The sequence below is a fragment of the Mesorhizobium sangaii genome (genome assembly GCF_014207355.1).
Classification (GTDB): Bacteria; Pseudomonadota; Alphaproteobacteria; order Rhizobiales; family Rhizobiaceae; genus Mesorhizobium; species Mesorhizobium sangaii.
This window is the reverse complement of the sequence record NZ_JACHEF010000007.1, coordinates 342,127-358,644: the sequence shown is the minus strand read 5'-3', so window position 1 is coordinate 358,644 and position 16,518 is coordinate 342,127. Positions and strand designations below refer to the sequence as shown.

At 62.6% G+C, this 16,518-nt stretch carries 16 protein-coding genes; 14 read left to right on the top strand and 2 right to left on the bottom strand.

The genetic code is table 11. The features are described from left to right. Positions 1–8 precede the first annotated feature (8 nt). From HNQ71_RS29365 to gndA, 5 genes are all read left to right on the top strand, one after another. Positions 9–365 (top strand): DUF2946 family protein, encoded by a 357-nt coding sequence (locus tag HNQ71_RS29365; protein ID WP_184877153.1) that lies wholly within the window; start codon positions 9–11, stop codon positions 363–365. Positions 366–462: 97 nt separating this feature from the next. Further along, complete coding sequence (locus tag HNQ71_RS29360; protein WP_184877012.1) at positions 463–1,002, top strand: copper chaperone PCu(A)C; 540 nt, start codon at positions 463–465, stop codon at positions 1,000–1,002. Between the two features lie 39 nt (positions 1,003–1,041). Beyond that, the gene (locus HNQ71_RS29355) at positions 1,042–1,560 is read left to right on the top strand and encodes a YcnI family copper-binding membrane protein (RefSeq protein ID WP_184877010.1); all 519 of its coding nucleotides are present in this window, start codon (positions 1,042–1,044) and stop codon (positions 1,558–1,560) included. An 89-nt stretch (positions 1,561–1,649) separates the two neighbouring features. Further along, positions 1,650–3,254 carry a copper resistance CopC/CopD family protein gene (locus HNQ71_RS29350; RefSeq protein WP_246462191.1) on the top strand — a complete coding sequence of 535 codons (1,605 nt, stop codon included), beginning with the start codon at positions 1,650–1,652 and terminating at the stop codon, positions 3,252–3,254. 167 nt (positions 3,255–3,421) lie between these two features. Continuing rightward, positions 3,422–4,849 (top strand): NADP-dependent phosphogluconate dehydrogenase, encoded by a 1,428-nt coding sequence (gene gndA, locus HNQ71_RS29345; protein ID WP_184877008.1) that lies wholly within the window; start codon positions 3,422–3,424, stop codon positions 4,847–4,849. 6 nt (positions 4,850–4,855) lie between these two features. Here the strand turns inward: gndA and HNQ71_RS29340 are convergent, their stop codons facing one another. Further along, the gene (locus HNQ71_RS29340) at positions 4,856–5,908 is read right to left on the bottom strand and encodes a LacI family transcriptional regulator (RefSeq protein ID WP_184877006.1); all 1,053 of its coding nucleotides are present in this window, start codon (positions 5,906–5,908) and stop codon (positions 4,856–4,858) included. 67 nt (positions 5,909–5,975) lie between these two features. On the opposite strand from HNQ71_RS29340, the gene HNQ71_RS29335 reads away from it, so the two are divergent. The 8 genes from HNQ71_RS29335 to mgrA all read left to right on the top strand — a co-directional run bounded on the left by HNQ71_RS29335 (position 5,976) and on the right by mgrA (position 13,819). Further along, positions 5,976–6,143 carry a hypothetical protein gene (locus HNQ71_RS29335; RefSeq protein ID WP_184877004.1) on the top strand — a complete coding sequence of 56 codons (168 nt, stop codon included), beginning with the start codon at positions 5,976–5,978 and terminating at the stop codon, positions 6,141–6,143. Between the two features lie 169 nt (positions 6,144–6,312). Then, entirely contained in the window at positions 6,313–7,569 is a 1,257-nt protein-coding gene (locus HNQ71_RS29330) for an ABC transporter substrate-binding protein (protein WP_184877002.1), read from the top strand. A 208-nt stretch (positions 7,570–7,777) separates the two neighbouring features. Beyond that, on the top strand, positions 7,778–8,674 hold the full coding sequence (locus HNQ71_RS29325; protein ID WP_184877000.1) for a carbohydrate ABC transporter permease: 897 nt from the start codon (positions 7,778–7,780) through the stop codon (positions 8,672–8,674). Continuing rightward, positions 8,671–9,606, top strand: coding sequence for a carbohydrate ABC transporter permease (locus HNQ71_RS29320; protein WP_210334079.1), 936 nt, complete (start codon positions 8,671–8,673; stop codon positions 9,604–9,606). The genes HNQ71_RS29325 and HNQ71_RS29320 overlap by 4 nt, the downstream gene beginning before the upstream one ends. A 5-nt stretch (positions 9,607–9,611) precedes the next feature. Then, entirely contained in the window at positions 9,612–10,709 is a 1,098-nt protein-coding gene (locus HNQ71_RS29315; protein ID WP_184876998.1) for an ABC transporter ATP-binding protein, read from the top strand. 40 nt (positions 10,710–10,749) lie between these two features. Further along, entirely contained in the window at positions 10,750–11,496 is a 747-nt protein-coding gene (locus HNQ71_RS29310; protein WP_184876996.1) for a sugar phosphate isomerase/epimerase family protein, read from the top strand. Between the two features lie 11 nt (positions 11,497–11,507). Beyond that, a complete protein-coding gene (locus HNQ71_RS29305; RefSeq protein WP_184876994.1) occupies positions 11,508–12,650 on the top strand; it encodes a Gfo/Idh/MocA family protein in 1,143 nt (380 codons plus the stop codon). A 122-nt stretch (positions 12,651–12,772) separates the two neighbouring features. Next, positions 12,773–13,819: an L-glyceraldehyde 3-phosphate reductase gene (gene mgrA, locus HNQ71_RS29300; protein WP_184876992.1), complete on the top strand. Its 1,047-nt coding sequence runs from the start codon at positions 12,773–12,775 to the stop codon at positions 13,817–13,819. Between the two features lie 78 nt (positions 13,820–13,897). On the opposite strand, the gene HNQ71_RS29295 is transcribed toward mgrA, so the two are convergent. Next, positions 13,898–14,992, bottom strand: a complete 1,095-nt coding sequence (locus tag HNQ71_RS29295; protein WP_184876990.1) for a trypsin-like serine protease — start codon at positions 14,990–14,992, stop codon at positions 13,898–13,900. Between the two features lie 349 nt (positions 14,993–15,341). Between HNQ71_RS29295 and HNQ71_RS29290 the strand changes: the two genes are divergently transcribed. Continuing rightward, complete coding sequence (locus HNQ71_RS29290) at positions 15,342–16,436, top strand: trypsin-like serine peptidase (protein WP_184876988.1); 1,095 nt, start codon at positions 15,342–15,344, stop codon at positions 16,434–16,436. Positions 16,437–16,518: the final 82 nt, after the last annotated feature.

The window sequence follows — 16,518 nt, the reverse complement described above, 5'->3', positions numbered from 1 at the left end:
GATGGAGCATTCTGGTCGCGCTTGTCGCGGCCTATCTGCTGCTGCTCCAGTCGACGCTCGGTGCGTTCGCTTTCGGCACCGCGCCGAAAGCGTCACAACTCGATGCCTTCGGCAACGTCATTTGCACCCGTGAGGGTGCGACCCAGCTTCCCGGCGGCAACCCGCCGCCGTCGCATCTGCCGGCATGTTGCGTGCTTGGCTGCAGCATGTTTTCGCCGGCCTTTGCACCGCCGCCCGTTGCGGGGCTTGCCCTGGGCGCGCGTTCCTTTGAGGCCGTCGCCTTCGTATTTCCGGCGGCCATTCATCTCGACTTCGCCCGTGAGCGTTCGCCGTCGAACCCGCGCGCGCCGCCGCGGACGGCCTGAGTCTGTCTGCCCGGCGGAACCTTTCGCGGGCGTATCCATCCAAACATCAAACTGTCCGCGGCCGGCAACGGCGCGTCCATCACTTCATGGAGCAACCATGTTCCAATTTTTTCGCACCGCCGCGCGTCCCACACTCGGCGGCATTCGACGCAGCTTCGAGTCGGGTCTCGGCATCGCCGTACTGGCTCTTGCGCTGTTGTTCGCCGGCGCCCAGACCGTCTTCGCACATGGGTTCAAGATCGGCGATCTCGAGATCGGGCACCCCTGGTCACGTGCTACGCCGGCCGGTGCCAAGGTGGCCGGCGGCTACTTCACCATCACCAACAAAGGCAGCACGCCGGACCGGCTGCTGTCGATTTCCACCGACATCTCGGACAAGGCCGAGCTGCATGAGATGGGCGTCAAGGACGGCGTCATGACCATGCGGCCGGTTACCGGCGGCCTGGAGATTCCGGCCGGCGGCAAGGTGGTCTTGGGTCCCGGCAGCTATCATGTGATGTTCATGGATTTGAAGCAGCCACCCAAGCAAGGCGAGATGTTCGCCGCCACCCTGACCTTCGAAAAGGCCGGGACGGTGACGGTCGAATTCGCAGTGCAAGCCATGGGCAGCCCTGCGCCTCAAGAAGACAACGATTGAACCGGCCATCGTATCGATCAAGATTCTAGAGGGACCATCATGAACAAGTACCTTTTGTCGGCCGGTGCGCTTTTTCTGCTCGGAACAAGTGCCGCCTTCGCGCACATCACGCTCGAAACCCAGGAGGCTGCTGTCGGCTCGACCTACAAGGCTGTCTTGCGCGTGCCGCATGGTTGCGACGGCAAGGCGACGATCGCCCTTCGCGTGCAAATCCCGGAAGGGGTGATCGCGGTGAAGCCGATGCCGAAGCCGGGCTGGACGCTGCAGGTCAAGAAGGGCAAGTACGACAAATCCTACCAGCTCTACGGTCAGGCGGTGACCGATGGGGTCAAGGAAGTGGACTGGAGCGGCGGCAGCCTGCCGGATGAATTCTATGACGAGTTCGTTTTCCGCGCGACGCTGACGGCCGATCTCCCCGTGGCCCAGAAGCTCTACTTCCCGGTGGTGCAGGAATGCGACGGCGCCGCTGATCGCTGGATCGAGATCCCGGCAGCAGGGCAGGATGAAGACGCCCTGGAAAATCCGGCGCCCGGCATCGAGCTGTTGCCGAAGAAATGATGTCTTTCGGCGGCGCTTACCGTTCGCGGAATGCGCCGCCATTTCATGGCAATGGCATGATCGCGATATCCTCACTGCGGATGATTCACATGGTCAGCAATCCCTTCAGCCGTGTTGCCGGCGGGTTGCTGGCCGTGGTGATGCTGCTCATCGTCATGGCCTCTGCAAGTCCGGCCTGTGCCCATGCCGCGCTGATCAAGACCGACCCGGCCGACGGCGCGGTGCTGGCACAGGCGCCGGCACAGTTCTCGCTGACCTTCAGCGAGCCGGTCTCGCCGCTGGTGCTGACTCTGGTGAAGCCCGACGGCACGCCGGTTCCGCTGACCGCCTTCCGGCTCAGCGACCAGACGGTCGAAATCGACAATCCGCAGGACCTCAAATCCGGCACACATGTGCTGAGTTGGCGCGTCATCTCCTCAGATGGTCATCCGGTCGGTGGTTCGTTGTTGTTTTCCATCGGCGCGCCAACAGAGCCGCCGGTCGTGTCCGAGGCGGTCGACTGGCCGCAGCGGTCGGCAATCTGGTTCGGCAAGGTTCTGCTCTACATCGGCCTTTTCCTTGGCGTCGGCGGTGCTTTCGCCCTTGCCTGGCTGGCTCAGGGCGGGCCGTCCGGCCGGCGTTTCGTTGTCGGGGCAATCCTGTGCGGGCTGGTCGCGGCCCCGGCGTCGCTCGGCTTACAGGGGCTTGATGCCCTCGGGACGCCGCTCTCCCATCTGGCGCAGCCGGTCATCTGGCGGACCGGGCTCGATACCAGCTTCGGCTGGACGGTGCTGGCCGCCGTGATCGCGCTGGGGCTTGGCTTGCTGTCGCTGGCCGGGCCGCGCGTGGCCGCCAAGCCGGTCGCGCTGGCCGGACTTGCCGGGGTGGGTATTGCGCTGGCCGCCAGCGGCCATGCCAGCGGCGCCGAACCGCAATGGCTGACGCGACCGATGGTGTTCCTGCACGGCGTCGGCATCGCTTTCTGGGCCGGCGCATTGGTGCCGCTCGGTCTGGCGCTGAAAGGTCAGTCGTCGGAGGTCGCGCCATTCCTGCGGCGGTTCTCACGCATGATCGTGCCGGTGGTGGCCGTGCTTGTCGCTGCCGGCATCGTGCTTGCCGTCATCCAGGTGCAGACGCTGGCAGCGCTGGTCAACACCACCTATGGCAAGCTGCTGCTGATCAAGCTCGGGCTGCTGGTCTTCCTGTTCACGCTCGCAGCCGTCAACCGCTGGAAACTCACTGCATCGGCCGAGGCCGGAGCGACGGAAGTTCAGCACAGGCTCGCCCGCTCGATCGGCGCCGAAATGCTGATCGTGCTGGCGATCTTCGGTGTTACCGCTGGCTGGCGCTTCACGCCGCCGCCACGGGCGCTGGCGATCGCCGCTGCGCAACCGGTCTCGGTCCATATCCATACGCTGCAAGCGATGGCCGATCTCAGCATCACGCCCGGCCATGCCGGACCGGTCGTCGCCTCGATGATCGTCATGACCGGCGATTTCGGACCGCTCGACGCCAAGGAGGTGACGCTGGTGTTGTCGAAGCCCGATTCAGGCATCGAGCCGCTCAAACGTATCGCGACCAAGCCCGGCGATGGCAGCTGGCGTGTCGACAATCTCGTGATCCCGGTTCCCGGCCGCTGGACGGTGCGCATCGACATTCTGGTCTCGGACTTCGAGATGGTGAAGATCGAAGCGCCCGTAGACATCAGGCCGTAAAGCCGGATCGGCAAGTCCTCTTGCCAGCTCGGCCGATGATCGATGCAACACAATTCGGCGAGGCGGTTGACGCGGCCCGAAAGGCCCGTCAATCATCTCGCCGAAGAATGGGCATCCCGGCAAACCGCGAGCTCGAACCAACAAGATCCGAAACCAGGGAAGAAACGATGGAAAAAGCCGAAATCGGCCTGATCGGCCTTGGCACGATGGGCTCCAACCTGGCGCTCAACATCGCCGAGCATGGGCACCGCATCGCGGTCTTCAACCGCACTAGGGCACGCACCGACGCTTTCGTCGAGAATGCCGGTGCGCTGAAGGACATGGTGGTGCCTTGCTACAGCCTGGAGGAACTTGCCGCCGCGATCCGGCCGCCACGCCCGATCATCATCATGGTGCTGGCCGGCAAGCCGGTCGACGAACAGATCGAAGCCTTGCGTCGCGTCCTGTCGGCCAACGACATCGTCATCGATGCAGGCAACGCCAATTTCCGCGACACGATGCGGCGCTTCTCCGAGCTTTCGGGCTCGGGGCTGACTTTCATCGGCATGGGCGTGTCCGGCGGCGAGGAGGGCGCGCGCCACGGGCCGTCGATCATGGTCGGCGGCACCGAGGATTCCTGGAAACGCGTCGAGAACGTGCTGACCGCGATCTCCGCCAAATTCAACGACGAGCCCTGCGCGGCGTGGCTAGGCACCGACGGCGCCGGCCATTTCGTCAAGACCATCCACAACGGCATCGAATATGCCGACATGCAGATGATCGCTGAAATCTACGGCATCCTGCGCGATGGCCTCGGCATGGGGCCGAAGGATATCGGCACGGTGTTTTCCAACTGGAACAAGGGCAGGCTCAATTCCTACCTGATCGAGATCACCGCCAAGGTGCTGGCATCAGATGACCCGAAGACCGGCAAGCCGGTGGTCGACATCATCCTCGACCGCGCCGGCCAGAAGGGGACCGGCAAATGGTCTGTCATCGAGGCGCAGCAGCTCGGCATTCCGGCGACCGCGATCGAAGCGGCCGTGGCGGCGCGCGTGCTGTCGTCGATCAAGGACGAGCGGCTGGCGGCGGAAAAAGCCTATGGCAATATCGGGGTGACGAAGATTTCCGGTGACAGGGACGCATTGCTTGGAGATCTCGAACTGGCGCTGTTTGCCGGCAAGATCGCCGCCTACGCGCAAGGCTTTGCGGTGATGAGCGGAGCCTCCAAGGAATTCGACTGGAACCTCCCGATGCCGACCATCGCCAGGATCTGGCGGGCCGGCTGCATCATCCGTTCGCAGATGCTCGACACCATGGCCGAGGCGTTCGGTTCCGGCGGCGCATCGACCAATCTTCTGATGGCCCCGGCCTTTGTCGCCCTTATGCAGGAAGCGCATCCGTCGCTGCGGCGTATCGTGGCGAGGGCATCGGAGGCAGGCTCGCCGGTGCCGGCGCTGTCTTCCGCGCTGGCCTATTTCGACAGCTACCGCCAGGGCCGCGGCACCTCGAACCTGATCCAGGCGCAGCGCGACTTCTTTGGCGCGCATGGCTTCGAGCGTATAGACGGACCGGGTGCATTCCACGGACCGTGGGGCAGTGGTGCAACTGGCTGAAGATAGCTAATCCACCGAACGCCGATAGGCCAGCACCTCGCTCGGCACGCTCAGGCTCTGCAGCGTGCCGGGCGCGGCGCCGCCGATCCAGCCGAGCACGGAGCGGGCAAGTTCGGAACCCGCCAGCCGGAAGTTCTCGTTGACGACCAGCAATTCCCTGCGGAACAGATGCAGCAGGTCCGACGATTGCTTGGAGACGACATCGACGTCACGACCAAGCTTGAGGCCGGCATCCTCGATGCCGGCCACGATGGCCAGTGTCGCCGCGGCGGCGCTGCTGACAAAGCCGTCCGGCCGGTCTTCGCGGCGCATCACTTGCGCGGTGCGCATTCTGATCTGCTCGATCGTATGGTCGATAGAAACGGTGTTGAAGGGGACTTCGCTGGCGCCAACCTCGCTCAGCGCATCGGCAAAGCCGTTGACGGTGTGACTGTGGTAGCTCAGCCCGACGGGCGGCGACAACAAAGCGAGCCGGCGGCGGCCGATGCCGGCCAGACGACGCACGGCTTCCACCGCAAAAGCGTAGTTGTCGAAATCATGATAGGGGTGGACCAGCCCCATATCGGTGCGGCCATGCGTGGCAAAGGGAATGCCGTGCTCCAGCATGTAGCGGGCCCGTGGATCATTCGGCTGCGTGCGTGAGATGATGACGCCGTCGGCGGAGCCCGTCTCGACCAGATAGCGTATGGGGTCGAGCGGATCCTGCGAGCGCGAATAGGGCGTGACGATCAGATGGTAGGGTGTGTCGGCAATGACCTCCGAAACGCCGTAGATAATGTCCGAGACGAAGCTCATGATCTCGCGCTCGGTGTTGAGCACGAGGCTGATGACATTGGTCCTGCCGGTGCGCAGGCGCACGCCGGCCCGGTTTGGCCGGTAGCCGATCTGCTTGGCGACGAGCTGGACACGGCGCCTGGTTTCGGCGCCGATTTCCGGGGCGTCCTTCAGGGCCCGCGACACGGTGGTGACGCCAAGCCCGGTCATGAAGGCAAGCGTCTTCAACGTCGGCCGCCCCTGCGCCAACGCCTCTGCGTTCTTTTCCGTACGCCGTCTGTCCATTCGTCCCGCCCGTCAGGCGCATAGCAGTCGCTGGCCCGGTCGGCAATCGCCGCCATAGCGATACGGTGTGCGTTCCAGCCCCGGCAAGCGTCAATATACTGAAACGTTACAGATTGCCAATGTCGAGGTGCCGGCCGCTAACGGCGAGGCCGACCGCTCTTTCGCGAAATCCATTGGGATTGCAGAAGAAATCGCCTTCGCCATCGCCTTTTTCCGACTTTCGCGCCAATTTTGATGTTTTGCGGTGCAGCGATCCATGTTGCGGCGCATATAAAAGCGATCGCTCATATGAATTTGTTCGCGGCTCGAAAAAATGTCCTGCTCGGTTCGTTCATGGGGTTGCGCAGTCCGTGCAATTCCCGTATCCAAAATCTGTAACGTTTCAGATTCTGGGAGGAACCGAAATGCGATACAGACTTTTGACCGCTGCGCTGGCAGCGACGGCTACTCTGCAATTTGCCGGTCCGGCCGCGGCGACGGACCTGGAAGTGATTCACTGGTGGACGTCGAAAGGCGAGTCGGCGGCGGTCTCGCAGTTCGCAAAAGCCTTTGACAATGACGGCCACGGCGATCGCTGGGTGGACAGCGCCATCGCACTCGGCGAAACCGCCCGTTCGACCGTCATGCAGCGTGTGCTCGGCGGCGATCCGCCCGGTGCCGCTCAGTTCAATCCCGGTCGGCAGTACGAAGAACTGATTTCGGGCGGGAAGCTGCTCGACCTTACGGACGTCGCGACCGCCGGCAAGTGGGATGAGGTCATTCGCCCGAAGGCGATCGGCAGCGCCTGCCTCGTTGACGGCCATTGGTGGTGCGTTCCGGTCAACATCCATTCGAATTACTGGGCCTGGTACTCCAAGCCGGTGTTCGAGAAAGCGGGTGTGCCTGAGCCGAAGAACCTGGCCGATTTCCTCGCGGCCGCGCCGAAGATCAAGGAGGCAGGCCTCATCCCCTTCGCCATCGGCGGCGACGGAAACGGCTGGCAGATTCAGCTGCTCTTCCAGGACATGGTTACCGAGGCTCTCGGTGTCGCCCAGCGCGACAAGATGTATACCACTAAGAGCGCCGAAATTGCCGGCGGCCCCGAGATGAAAGGCGTCTTCACGCAATTGAGGGCCCTGAAGCAGTTCACCGACAACGGCTACGCCAACCGCAACTGGAACGACACCACCAACCTGGTGATCACCGGCAAGGCCGGACTTCAGGTGATGGGCGACTGGGCGCGCGGCGAGTTCGCGGCCGCCGGCATGACCGGAGTCAAGGATTTCGGCTGCATGATCGGCCTGAACGAGGCCAAGCCGGTGGTCAGCACCGACGGCGACATCATCCTGTTCTTCAAGCAGAACAATCCGGATGTCGAAGCAGCGCAGAAGCGTCTTGCGGCGCTGCTCATCAGCCCGGAGGTTCAGGTCGCCTTCAACAACGCCAAGGGTTCCATGCCCGTGCGTGGCGATGTCGACATGTCGACGGCCGATCCGTGCATGCAGAAGTCGCTGAAGGCGGTGGAAGACCCGGCCAACATCGTCACTGCGACGAACCGGTTCATCACCGAGAACACCAATCAGCAGCTCAATGAGCTCGTCGCGCAATTCTTCGCGGACGACTCCATGACGGCTGACGACGCCACCGCGAAGTTCGCCACGATCATCGGCAATTCCGATTAGGAACCGATCAATACCCCGAGGCGCCGCCCTTACAGCGGCGCCTCGGTCGCGTCCCGACCCGACAGGAAGCTCCCTTTTTCTCGGCAGCGGGCTGACAATCGCAGGACGGGAAGCTGCAGCGGTCTGAAGCCCGGTGGTTCGGACAATGCTGACTTTCACGTCGGCAAACGACCCTTAAGGCGTCGGTTAAAGCGGAGAAAGACGGACGATGCGGAAGAGCTGGAGGCACAGATTTCACCTGCCCGCCGTCATCGGGACGATACCGATGATTCTTGTTGCCCTCGGCGTGTTCGTGATCGGCATCGGCTTCTCGGTGCTATGGTCCTTCACCAGTTCGAAGCTCTTCCCTACCTACGATTTCGTTGGTCTGGCGCAGTACAGGCGCCTCTGGGCCGACAACCGCTGGCTCGTCTCGGTCAACAACATCTGGTTCTTCGGCCTGATGTCCATCACCTGCAACATGGTGTTCGGATACCTGCTCGCCGTCTTCATGGACCAGCGCATCCGCCAGGAGGACCTGTTCCGCTCGATCTTCCTGTATCCTTTCGCCATGTCGCTGATCGTCACCGGACTCGTGTGGCAATGGGCGCTCGACCCCAACCTCGGCCTGCAGGAGGCGCTCCGCAACTGGGGCTGGTCAAGCTTCAGCTTCGCCCCGCTGGTCAGCGCCGAGACCGCGCTGTACGCGCTGGTCGTGGCGGGCATCTGGCAGGGTTCGGGCGTGACGATGGCGATCCTGCTTGCCGGCCTGCGCGGCATTGACGAGGATATCTGGAAAGCCGCGAGGGTCGACGGCATCCCAACCTGGCGCACGCACGTTTCCATCGTGGCGCCGATGATGAAGGGCGCCTTCGCCACCGCCTTCGTTCTGCAATGCGTAGGCGTGGTGCGCGTCTACGACCTGGTCATTGCCATGACCGGCGGTGGGCCTGGCATCGCCACGTCCATGCCGGCAGTCTACGTCATCCAGCTCATCACAGTTCGCCAGAACGTCGGCCAAGGCATGGCTGGGGCAACGATGATGCTGCTGCCGGTCCTGATCGTGCTGGCTTTCAGTGGAATTCTACTATGGCGGCGAACTCGTCGGCAGGAGGCGGGCGTATGACCGCCGGACAGATCACCGCAATTCAACCGCTCCAGGAAGCGCCGCATCAGGCTGGCGTGGCGCCCTTCGGGCCGAAACCGCGACGGATATCGGCCGGCCGCATCGGCATCTATGCTTTCCTGGTCGTTGCGGCCCTCTTCTTCCTCATCCCGGTCTACATCATGATCGTCACCTCATTGAAGGGGATGCCGGAGATCAGGCTGGGACATCTTTTCAACCTTCCGGGCGAGCCGACCTTTCAACCCTGGGCCGACGCCTGGCTCCATGCCTGCACCGGACGCGATTGCAACGGCCTCAGCCCGGGCTTTTACAATTCGGTGAAGATCACCCTGCCGAGCGTGATCATCTCGATCATCTGCGCGTCGATCAACGGTTACGCACTGACCTTCTGGCCATACAAGGGCGCCAATCTGCTCTTCGGGTTGCTCGTGTTTGGTGCCTTCGTGCCCTACCAGGTCGTGATCTATCCATTGATCATCGGACTGAGCTCGGTCGGGCTGTTTGCCTCGCTCCCCGGCATCATCATCGTGCACACCATCTTTGGAATGCCGATCCTGACGCTGCTGTTCCGCAATTTCTACGCGGCAATTCCGGTCGAGCTGTTCAAGGCAGCGCGTGTCGACGGTGCGGGTTTCTGGCGCATCTTTTTCTATATCATGCTGCCGATGTCGGTGCCGATCACCGTCGTCGCCGTCATCCTGCAAGTTACCGGCATCTGGAACGACTTCCTGTTCGGCATCGTGTTTGCCGGACGGTCCAACTGGCCAATGACGGTACAGCTCAACAACATCGTCAACACCACCACCGGCGTGAGGGAGTACAATGTCAACATGGCGGCAACCATTCTGACGGCTGCGGTGCCTCTGCTCATCTACTTCATCTCCGGACGATGGTTCGTGCGCGGCATCGCCGCTGGCGCGGTGAAAGGCTAGTGGATATGGCGCAGAACGGTACCAGCGTTTCGATCCAGGACCTGTCGCTGAGCTTCGGCGTGGTGACCGTCCTGCAGACACTCAATCTCGATGTCGCCGAGGGCGAATTCATCGTCCTGCTCGGGCCCTCGGGCTGTGGCAAGTCGACCTTGCTCAACTGCATTGCCGGCCTGCTTGATGTCTCCGAAGGCAGCATCTTCATCAAGGGCAAGAACGTCACCTGGGAAGAGCCCAAGGACCGCGGCATTGGCATGGTGTTCCAGTCCTATGCGCTCTACCCGCAAATGACGGTGGAGAAGAACCTGTCCTTCGGGTTGCGTGTCGCCGGCACGCCGAAGGACGAGATCGCCAAGCGGATCGCGCGGGCGGCCGAGATCCTGCAGATCGAGCCGCTGCTGCAACGCAAACCGGCAGCACTTTCCGGCGGCCAGCGCCAGCGCGTGGCGATCGGACGGGCGCTGGTGCGCGATGTCGACGTGTTCCTGTTCGACGAGCCGCTGTCCAATCTCGACGCCAAGCTGCGTGCCGAACTGCGCGTCGAGATCAAGCTGCTGCATCGCAAGCTGCAGAACACCATGATCTATGTCACCCACGACCAGATCGAAGCGATGACGCTGGCCGATCGCATCGCGGTGATGAAGGGTGGCGTCATTCAGCAGCTCGATGCGCCGCAGACCATCTACAACCGCCCGGTCAACCGCTTCGTCGCCGGCTTCCTCGGCTCACCCGCGATGAACTTCATCGAAGGGCAAGCGGAGACCGGCGCGTCCGCGGCTTTCAAGACCGGAACTGTATCCATACCGCTCGACCGCTACGCTTTCGACGCCGCTGGCAACAGCAGCGGACCTTGCGTGTTCGGTATCCGACCCGAGCATGTCGCCCTTGGCGAGGCGGCAAATGCCATGCCCTTTGCCATCGACGCCGCTGTCGAGATCGTCGAGCCGATGGGCTCCGACACGCTGGTGTGGACCAAGCTCGGCGGCCAGAATTTTTCCTTCCGCGTCGAGGCGGAAAAGACGCTGCGCAATGGCGAGCCGATCCGGATCGGCTTTGATCCTGCCCGCGCCTCGCTGTTCGACAGCCAATCCGGCAACCGCATGTAGCTCCCAAGCCCACCCCCTCCAAGCAGAACGGACAGAGACGATGAACTGGTCATTCCAACTTTACAGCGCCCGTAATTTCCAGCCCTGGGAAGGCGTCCTCGCGACGGTCGGCAAGCTCGGCTATACCCAGGTGGAAGGCTTCGGTGGCGTCTATGATGATCCCAAGGCCTTTCGCGCCGAACTCGACAAGAACGGGCTCGCCATGCCGACCGGGCATTTCTCGATCGACGCGCTCGAGAACGATTTTGACGGCGTGCGCAAGATTGCCGACGCGCTCGGCATCACGCTGCTCATCTGTCCTTTTCTGATGCCCGACCAGCGCCCATCCGATGCCGCCGGCTGGCGCGGTTTCGGCGAGCGTTTGGCCAAGGTTGGCGACGCCGCGAAAAAGGCCGGCTACGGCTTTGCCTGGCACAACCATGATTTCGAGTTCAAGAAACTTGCCGACGGCTCGGTGCCGCAGGAGCTTATCCTCGCGGCAGCGCCAGACATCGGCTGGGAAATCGATGTCGCCTGGGTGGTGCGCGGCGGCGACGATCCGCTGGCGTGGATCGAGAAGCACGGCAAGCGCATCAGCGCCGTCCACGTCAAGGATTTGGCCAAGCCCGGTGAGGGACTGGACGAGGATGGCTGGTCGGATGTCGGCCATGGCACGATCGACTGGGCCGGCCTGATCAAGGTGCTGCGCGCCAAGAGCGCCGCCCAATATTACGTCATGGAACAGGACAACCCGAACGACATCGAGCGCTTCGCCCGCCGCTCGATCGCAGCCGTCAAGACCTACTAGGAGCAATCAGCATGGCAAAGAAACTTGGCATCGGCGTCATCGGCTGCGGCAACATTTCGAAGGCGTATTTTTCGCTGGCGCCGCTGTTTCGTGGCATCGAGATGCGTGCCTGCGCCGACATCAACATGGAAGCGGCGAAGGCGCGGGCAAAGGAGTTCAAGCTGCGCGCCGAAACGGTCGACGACCTGCTCAAGTCGGACGACATCGACATCATCGTCAACCTGACCATCCCGGCGGTACATTTCGAGGTGTCGAAGCAGGTGCTGGATGCGGGCAAGCACGTCTATTCGGAAAAGCCCTTCGTGCTGTCAGTCAAGGAAGGGCTCGACCTGAAGAAACGCGCCGAGGCGAAAGGCCTGCGCATCGGTTCGGCGCCCGACACGTTCCTCGGCGGCGCGCATCAGCTGGTCCGCGACCTGATCGACACCGGCAAGCTCGGCAAGATCACCAGCGGCACCTGCCACGTCATGGGCCACGGCATGGAGCACTGGCACCCCAATCCGGACTTCTTCTTCCAGCCGGGTGCTGGACCGGTGCTTGATATCGGGCCGTACTACATCACCAATCTGATCCAGCTGATTGGACCGGTGAAGCAGGTGGCGGCCTTCGCGTCGACGCCAGCCAAGGAACGCACCATCAGCTCAAAGCCGCGCGCGGGCGAAAAGATCCCGGTCAACACGCCGACGACCATCCACGGCCTGCTGGAGTTCGAGAACGGCGCCGTGGTGACGCTGAACACCAGCTGGGACGTCTGGGCGCATGGTCACGCGCCGATGGAACTCTATGGCGAGGCGGGCACGGTGTTCGTGCCGGATCCGAATTTCTTCGGCGGCGACGTGCGCTTCACCGAAGACAGCAAGCCGGTCAAGAAGCTGCCGAAATGGAAGCACCCGTTCGGCGTTCCCAACGAGATGCATTCGCAAGGCATGATGGCCAACTACCGCACCGCCGGCCTCGCCGACATGGCGGTGGCGATCGCGGAAGGCAGGCCGCACCGCTGCTCGATGGAACTGGCGCTGCATGCCGTCGACGTGATGACTGGGCTGTTGCGCTCAGGCGAAACCGGCAAGTTCGTCGCCATGCAAACCAGCTGCGAACGGCCGGCCGCACTTGGCGTCAAGGAAGCCAAGGCGCTGTTGGCGAAGAAGAAGTAGACCAGGCACCCCAACCCTCTCCCCGTTCCGGCAGGGAGAGGGTAAAGGGTGGGGGGCAGAGCCGACTCGTCGCGTTGTCGCGATGGCAGCCGACTGGCTCGCTTCCATTTGAGGATTTTCCCATGCCCTACATCCCCGCCGAAAACCGCTACGAGAACATGATCTACAACCGCTGTGGTCGCTCCGGCCTGAAGCTGCCGGCGATCTCGCTGGGGCTGTGGCACAATTTCGGCAATGACACACCGCACAAGACCAAGCAGGCGATCGTGCGCAGGGCTTTCGACCTTGGCATCACGCATTTCGACCTCGCCAACAATTACGGTCCGCCGCCCGGCTCGGCCGAGACCGCTTTCGGCGAAATCCTGCGCACCGACTTCGCCGGTTATCGCGACGAGCTGATCATTTCGACTAAGGCCGGCTACGAGATGTGGGCCGGTCCCTACGGCGAATGGGGCGGGCGCAAATACGTGCTGGCCAGCCTCGACCAGAGCCTGAAGCGGATGGGGCTCGACTATGTCGACATCTTCTATTCGCACCGCTTCGATCCCGACACGCCGCTGGAAGAAACGATGGGCGCACTCGACCATGCCGTGCGCTCGGGCAAGGCGCTCTATGCCGGCATCTCGTCCTACAATTCGCAGCGCACGCGTGAGGCCGCCGACATACTGAAGCAGCTTGGCACGCCTTGCGTCATCCACCAGCCGAGCTATTCGATGCTCAACCGCTGGGTGGAGGAAGACGGCTTGCTCGATACGCTCGAAGGGCTAGGCGTCGGCTCCATCGTGTTCTCGCCACTGGCGCAAGGCATGCTGACCGACAAATATCTCGGTGGCATTCCCGAAGGCAGCCGCGCCTCCCAGGGCAAGTCGCTGAAGACAGCCTTCATCAACGACAGGACCATCGCGAACATCAAGGCGCTCGACGCCATCGCCGGCAAGCGTGGCCAGACACTGGCGCAGATGGCGCTGGCCTGGGTGCTGCGCAAGGGCAAGGTGACCTCGGCGCTGATCGGTGCCAGCCGGCCGGAACAGGTCGAGGACTGCGTTGGCGCGCTCAAGGTGCTCGACTTCAGCGATGCCGAACTCGCCGAGATCGATAGCTATGCGCGCGAGTCCGACATCAATTTGTGGGCGGCTTCGGCCGAGCGCAAAGGTCCTCCGAGAAAGTAGACCCGCCAGGTAAGCCGGCAAAATAAAACGGCGGGACCCTTTCCCGCCGTTTTTCATGTAAAGCGAATTGCCTTCACTTCAGGGCGTGGCCGGTTTCTGGGCGGTGCCTAGCCCCGCCTTGGGCTTTGCCGGCGCCGGCGCCGGCGTTTTCATTTTCGTCTCGATCCAGCCGGTGTAGTTGGCCAGCCGTGTGTAAATGCCGTAGGCGTCCTTGTGGCCGCAAGCCGCACTCCCGTCCGCCGGGCCTTCGCCCCAGCTGACGACACCGACTTGGATCGGGCCGTCGGCGCCGGTCATGAACAGCGGACCGCCGCTGTCGCCGTTGCAGGCATCGCGCACGCCGCTGGTGGTGCCGGCGCAGATCATGTTGCCGGTCAGCGGGTCGGTCATGTCGGCGGCAATCGCATTGGCGGCTGCTTCGATGCCTCTTTCCGAATAACGCATACGGTGGGACAGATCACCAAGTGCGGCCTTCAGATCATGGGCATAGATGGCCTTGATGCCGCTGTTGCAGGCGGTGTTCGGCTGCAGGTCGAGGTCGGCAACCATCAGCGTGGTCGGAAAGGTGCCATCCTGCATCTTGCCCCAGCCGGTGACAGTGGTCTTGCCGGCATCGGGTGTGGCCTCATGGGTGACCTTGATGGTCGGCGCATCGGCCGGCTCTGCGAGCCGCAGCAGGCCGAGGTCGTTGTCGAGCGTCTGCTCGCTGTAGCCCTCGTTGACGATGACCTCCACCACCTTGTGGCGCTTGCCCTCGCTGAGATCGGTGGCGCCGGTCAGCACGGTAACGGCGTCGGGCGAAATCGGCTGACCCTTGTCGTTGAGGCAGTGGGCCGCCGTCAGAACCCATTGCGGCGCGATCAGGCTGCCGCCGCAGAATTGTGCATTGGCTTGTGAGGCCGGGTTCTCGTCCAGCCTGTCGGTGGTGAGCAGCGCGACCTGAAACGGATAGGCGCCTTTTTCGGCCTGGTTGCCGCCATAGACGCGATCGGCGCTGTCGGGATTTTCCGCCGCCGCCTTGGCCTTGGCCTCCGCAACGCGTTTCATCGGCGAGACCGCCGCTTCGGGCCTGGCGGTGTCATCCGCCTGGCTGGCACTGACGTTGGCAAGAGCCGAGGCGATGGCGAGCGCCGACGCGGCGACGATCGGCCTGAACCGATGGATGATGTGCACCTGAAATCCTCCTGAGACACGTTCCCGAACGAGCCAGCCCCGGCGCATGATCCGCGAGCAGTCGCCAGCAAGCCAGGCGTCGCTTCGCGGATCGCGTTCCCTCGCGGAACCCGTTCAAAACCCTATAGCCCCCCACGGGCTACGTGGAAGCGATTTGTCATTCCAATGTTGTATTAATTTGGGCAGTATACCGGCGCGGGTGTCTTTGGCGGGGGCCTTCGACAGACCGCATGGGGTGATGATCAGATTCAGGTGCCGGTAACCAAACTCATTTTTCGGCTTCACCACGATCTCGACAATATTTCTCTATTTTGATCAAGTCCTTGCTGACTTTTGGGAGAGTCTCACCATGACAAAACTGACAAACGCTATCATTGCGTCCGCATTGCTTTCCACTGCAATGTGGACAGTCCCGGTTTTCGCCGCCGATCCTGGCTCCGCCAGTGCCGGTAATGGCGAAAGCATGCGGGACGTAACGTCAGGCGACTACAAGCCCGGGCGGGCAAAACCAATCGCATCGCCGAAGCTGACTGACGAAGACAGCCGCGCCGCGCCGCTTGCTGACGAGGCAACGGCTGTCAAATCCTATGGCATCGTCGGACGTTCCGCCGATGGCAAGGAGATCAAGATCGAGCCGAGCGAAGCGTTGCGGGATCTTATCATCAAGGAACTGAATGCGCCGGCCAATGGAAAAGACGGGGCGAAGCGCAAGACCGAAGATCCTGATCTTGGCGAAGGCGAAGCCGGCCGTCAGGTTTTCGGCACTGACGACCGTGAGCAGGTCAAGCACACCAAGACCTATCCGTTCTCGGCAATCGGCTATCTCGAAGCCAAATCGCCAAAGACGGGCAACTATGGCAGCTGCTCGGCAACGCTGATCGGCCCGCGCACGGTGCTTACCGCGGCGCACTGCCTCTACAGCCATGAGGACAAGGACTGGCTCTCCGAGTACCTGTTCGTGCCGGGCCTCAACGGCAGCACAGCCGACGACGCACCGTTCGGCGCCTTCACCTATGAGAGCGCCTACGTGCTGCAGGGCTTCATCGACAACTACCAGGGCTATTATGGTTCGGTCATCCCGTGGGATCTCGGCATCATCACGCTGAAGCAGGATGTCGGCACCAACCTCGGCTGGCTGGGCTACGCCAACTATGACGATCTCGGCGACTTCACCGCCAACCTCGTCGGCTATCCCGGCGACAAGCCGATGGGCACGATGTGGAAGGCGAACTGCGAAGTGCATGCTGAAAACATCGCTCCGGAATATTTCCAGTATGACTGCGATACGTTCCCGGGGTCGAGCGGCAGCTCGGTCTATGCCTATGACAACAACTCCAAGCAGCGCATCATCACCGGTGTCAACGTGGCGGAAAGCCCAGACGCGAACACCGCCGTGCGCTTGAACGCCGCCAACGTCCAGTGGATCAACAGCCTGTATAAATAATCGCTGCGTAATCACTGTGAAGAAAAAGGGCGGCGGGGCAATCCCGCCGCCCTTTTTCATGCCGATGCTTCCTATGCGGCTT

What these genes read in the sequence shown, in the direction of transcription:
- HNQ71_RS29360 (WP_184877012.1), top strand. Translation starts at nt 463, where the DNA reads ATGTTCCAATTTTTTCGCACCGCCGCGCGTCCCACACTCGGCGGCATT.
- HNQ71_RS29355 (WP_184877010.1), top strand. Translation starts at nt 1,042, where the DNA reads ATGAACAAGTACCTTTTGTCGGCCGGTGCGCTTTTTCTGCTCGGAACA.
- HNQ71_RS29350 (WP_246462191.1), top strand. Translation starts at nt 1,650, where the DNA reads ATGGTCAGCAATCCCTTCAGCCGTGTTGCCGGCGGGTTGCTGGCCGTG.
- gndA (WP_184877008.1), top strand. Translation starts at nt 3,422, where the DNA reads ATGGAAAAAGCCGAAATCGGCCTGATCGGCCTTGGCACGATGGGCTCC.
- HNQ71_RS29340 (WP_184877006.1), bottom strand. Translation starts at nt 5,908, where the DNA reads ATGGACAGACGGCGTACGGAAAAGAACGCAGAGGCGTTGGCGCAGGGG.
- HNQ71_RS29330 (WP_184877002.1), top strand. Translation starts at nt 6,313, where the DNA reads ATGCGATACAGACTTTTGACCGCTGCGCTGGCAGCGACGGCTACTCTG.
- HNQ71_RS29325 (WP_184877000.1), top strand. Translation starts at nt 7,778, where the DNA reads ATGCGGAAGAGCTGGAGGCACAGATTTCACCTGCCCGCCGTCATCGGG.
- HNQ71_RS29320 (WP_210334079.1), top strand. Translation starts at nt 8,671, where the DNA reads ATGACCGCCGGACAGATCACCGCAATTCAACCGCTCCAGGAAGCGCCG.
- HNQ71_RS29315 (WP_184876998.1), top strand. Translation starts at nt 9,612, where the DNA reads ATGGCGCAGAACGGTACCAGCGTTTCGATCCAGGACCTGTCGCTGAGC.
- HNQ71_RS29310 (WP_184876996.1), top strand. Translation starts at nt 10,750, where the DNA reads ATGAACTGGTCATTCCAACTTTACAGCGCCCGTAATTTCCAGCCCTGG.
- HNQ71_RS29305 (WP_184876994.1), top strand. Translation starts at nt 11,508, where the DNA reads ATGGCAAAGAAACTTGGCATCGGCGTCATCGGCTGCGGCAACATTTCG.
- mgrA (WP_184876992.1), top strand. Translation starts at nt 12,773, where the DNA reads ATGCCCTACATCCCCGCCGAAAACCGCTACGAGAACATGATCTACAAC.
- HNQ71_RS29290 (WP_184876988.1), top strand. Translation starts at nt 15,342, where the DNA reads ATGACAAAACTGACAAACGCTATCATTGCGTCCGCATTGCTTTCCACT.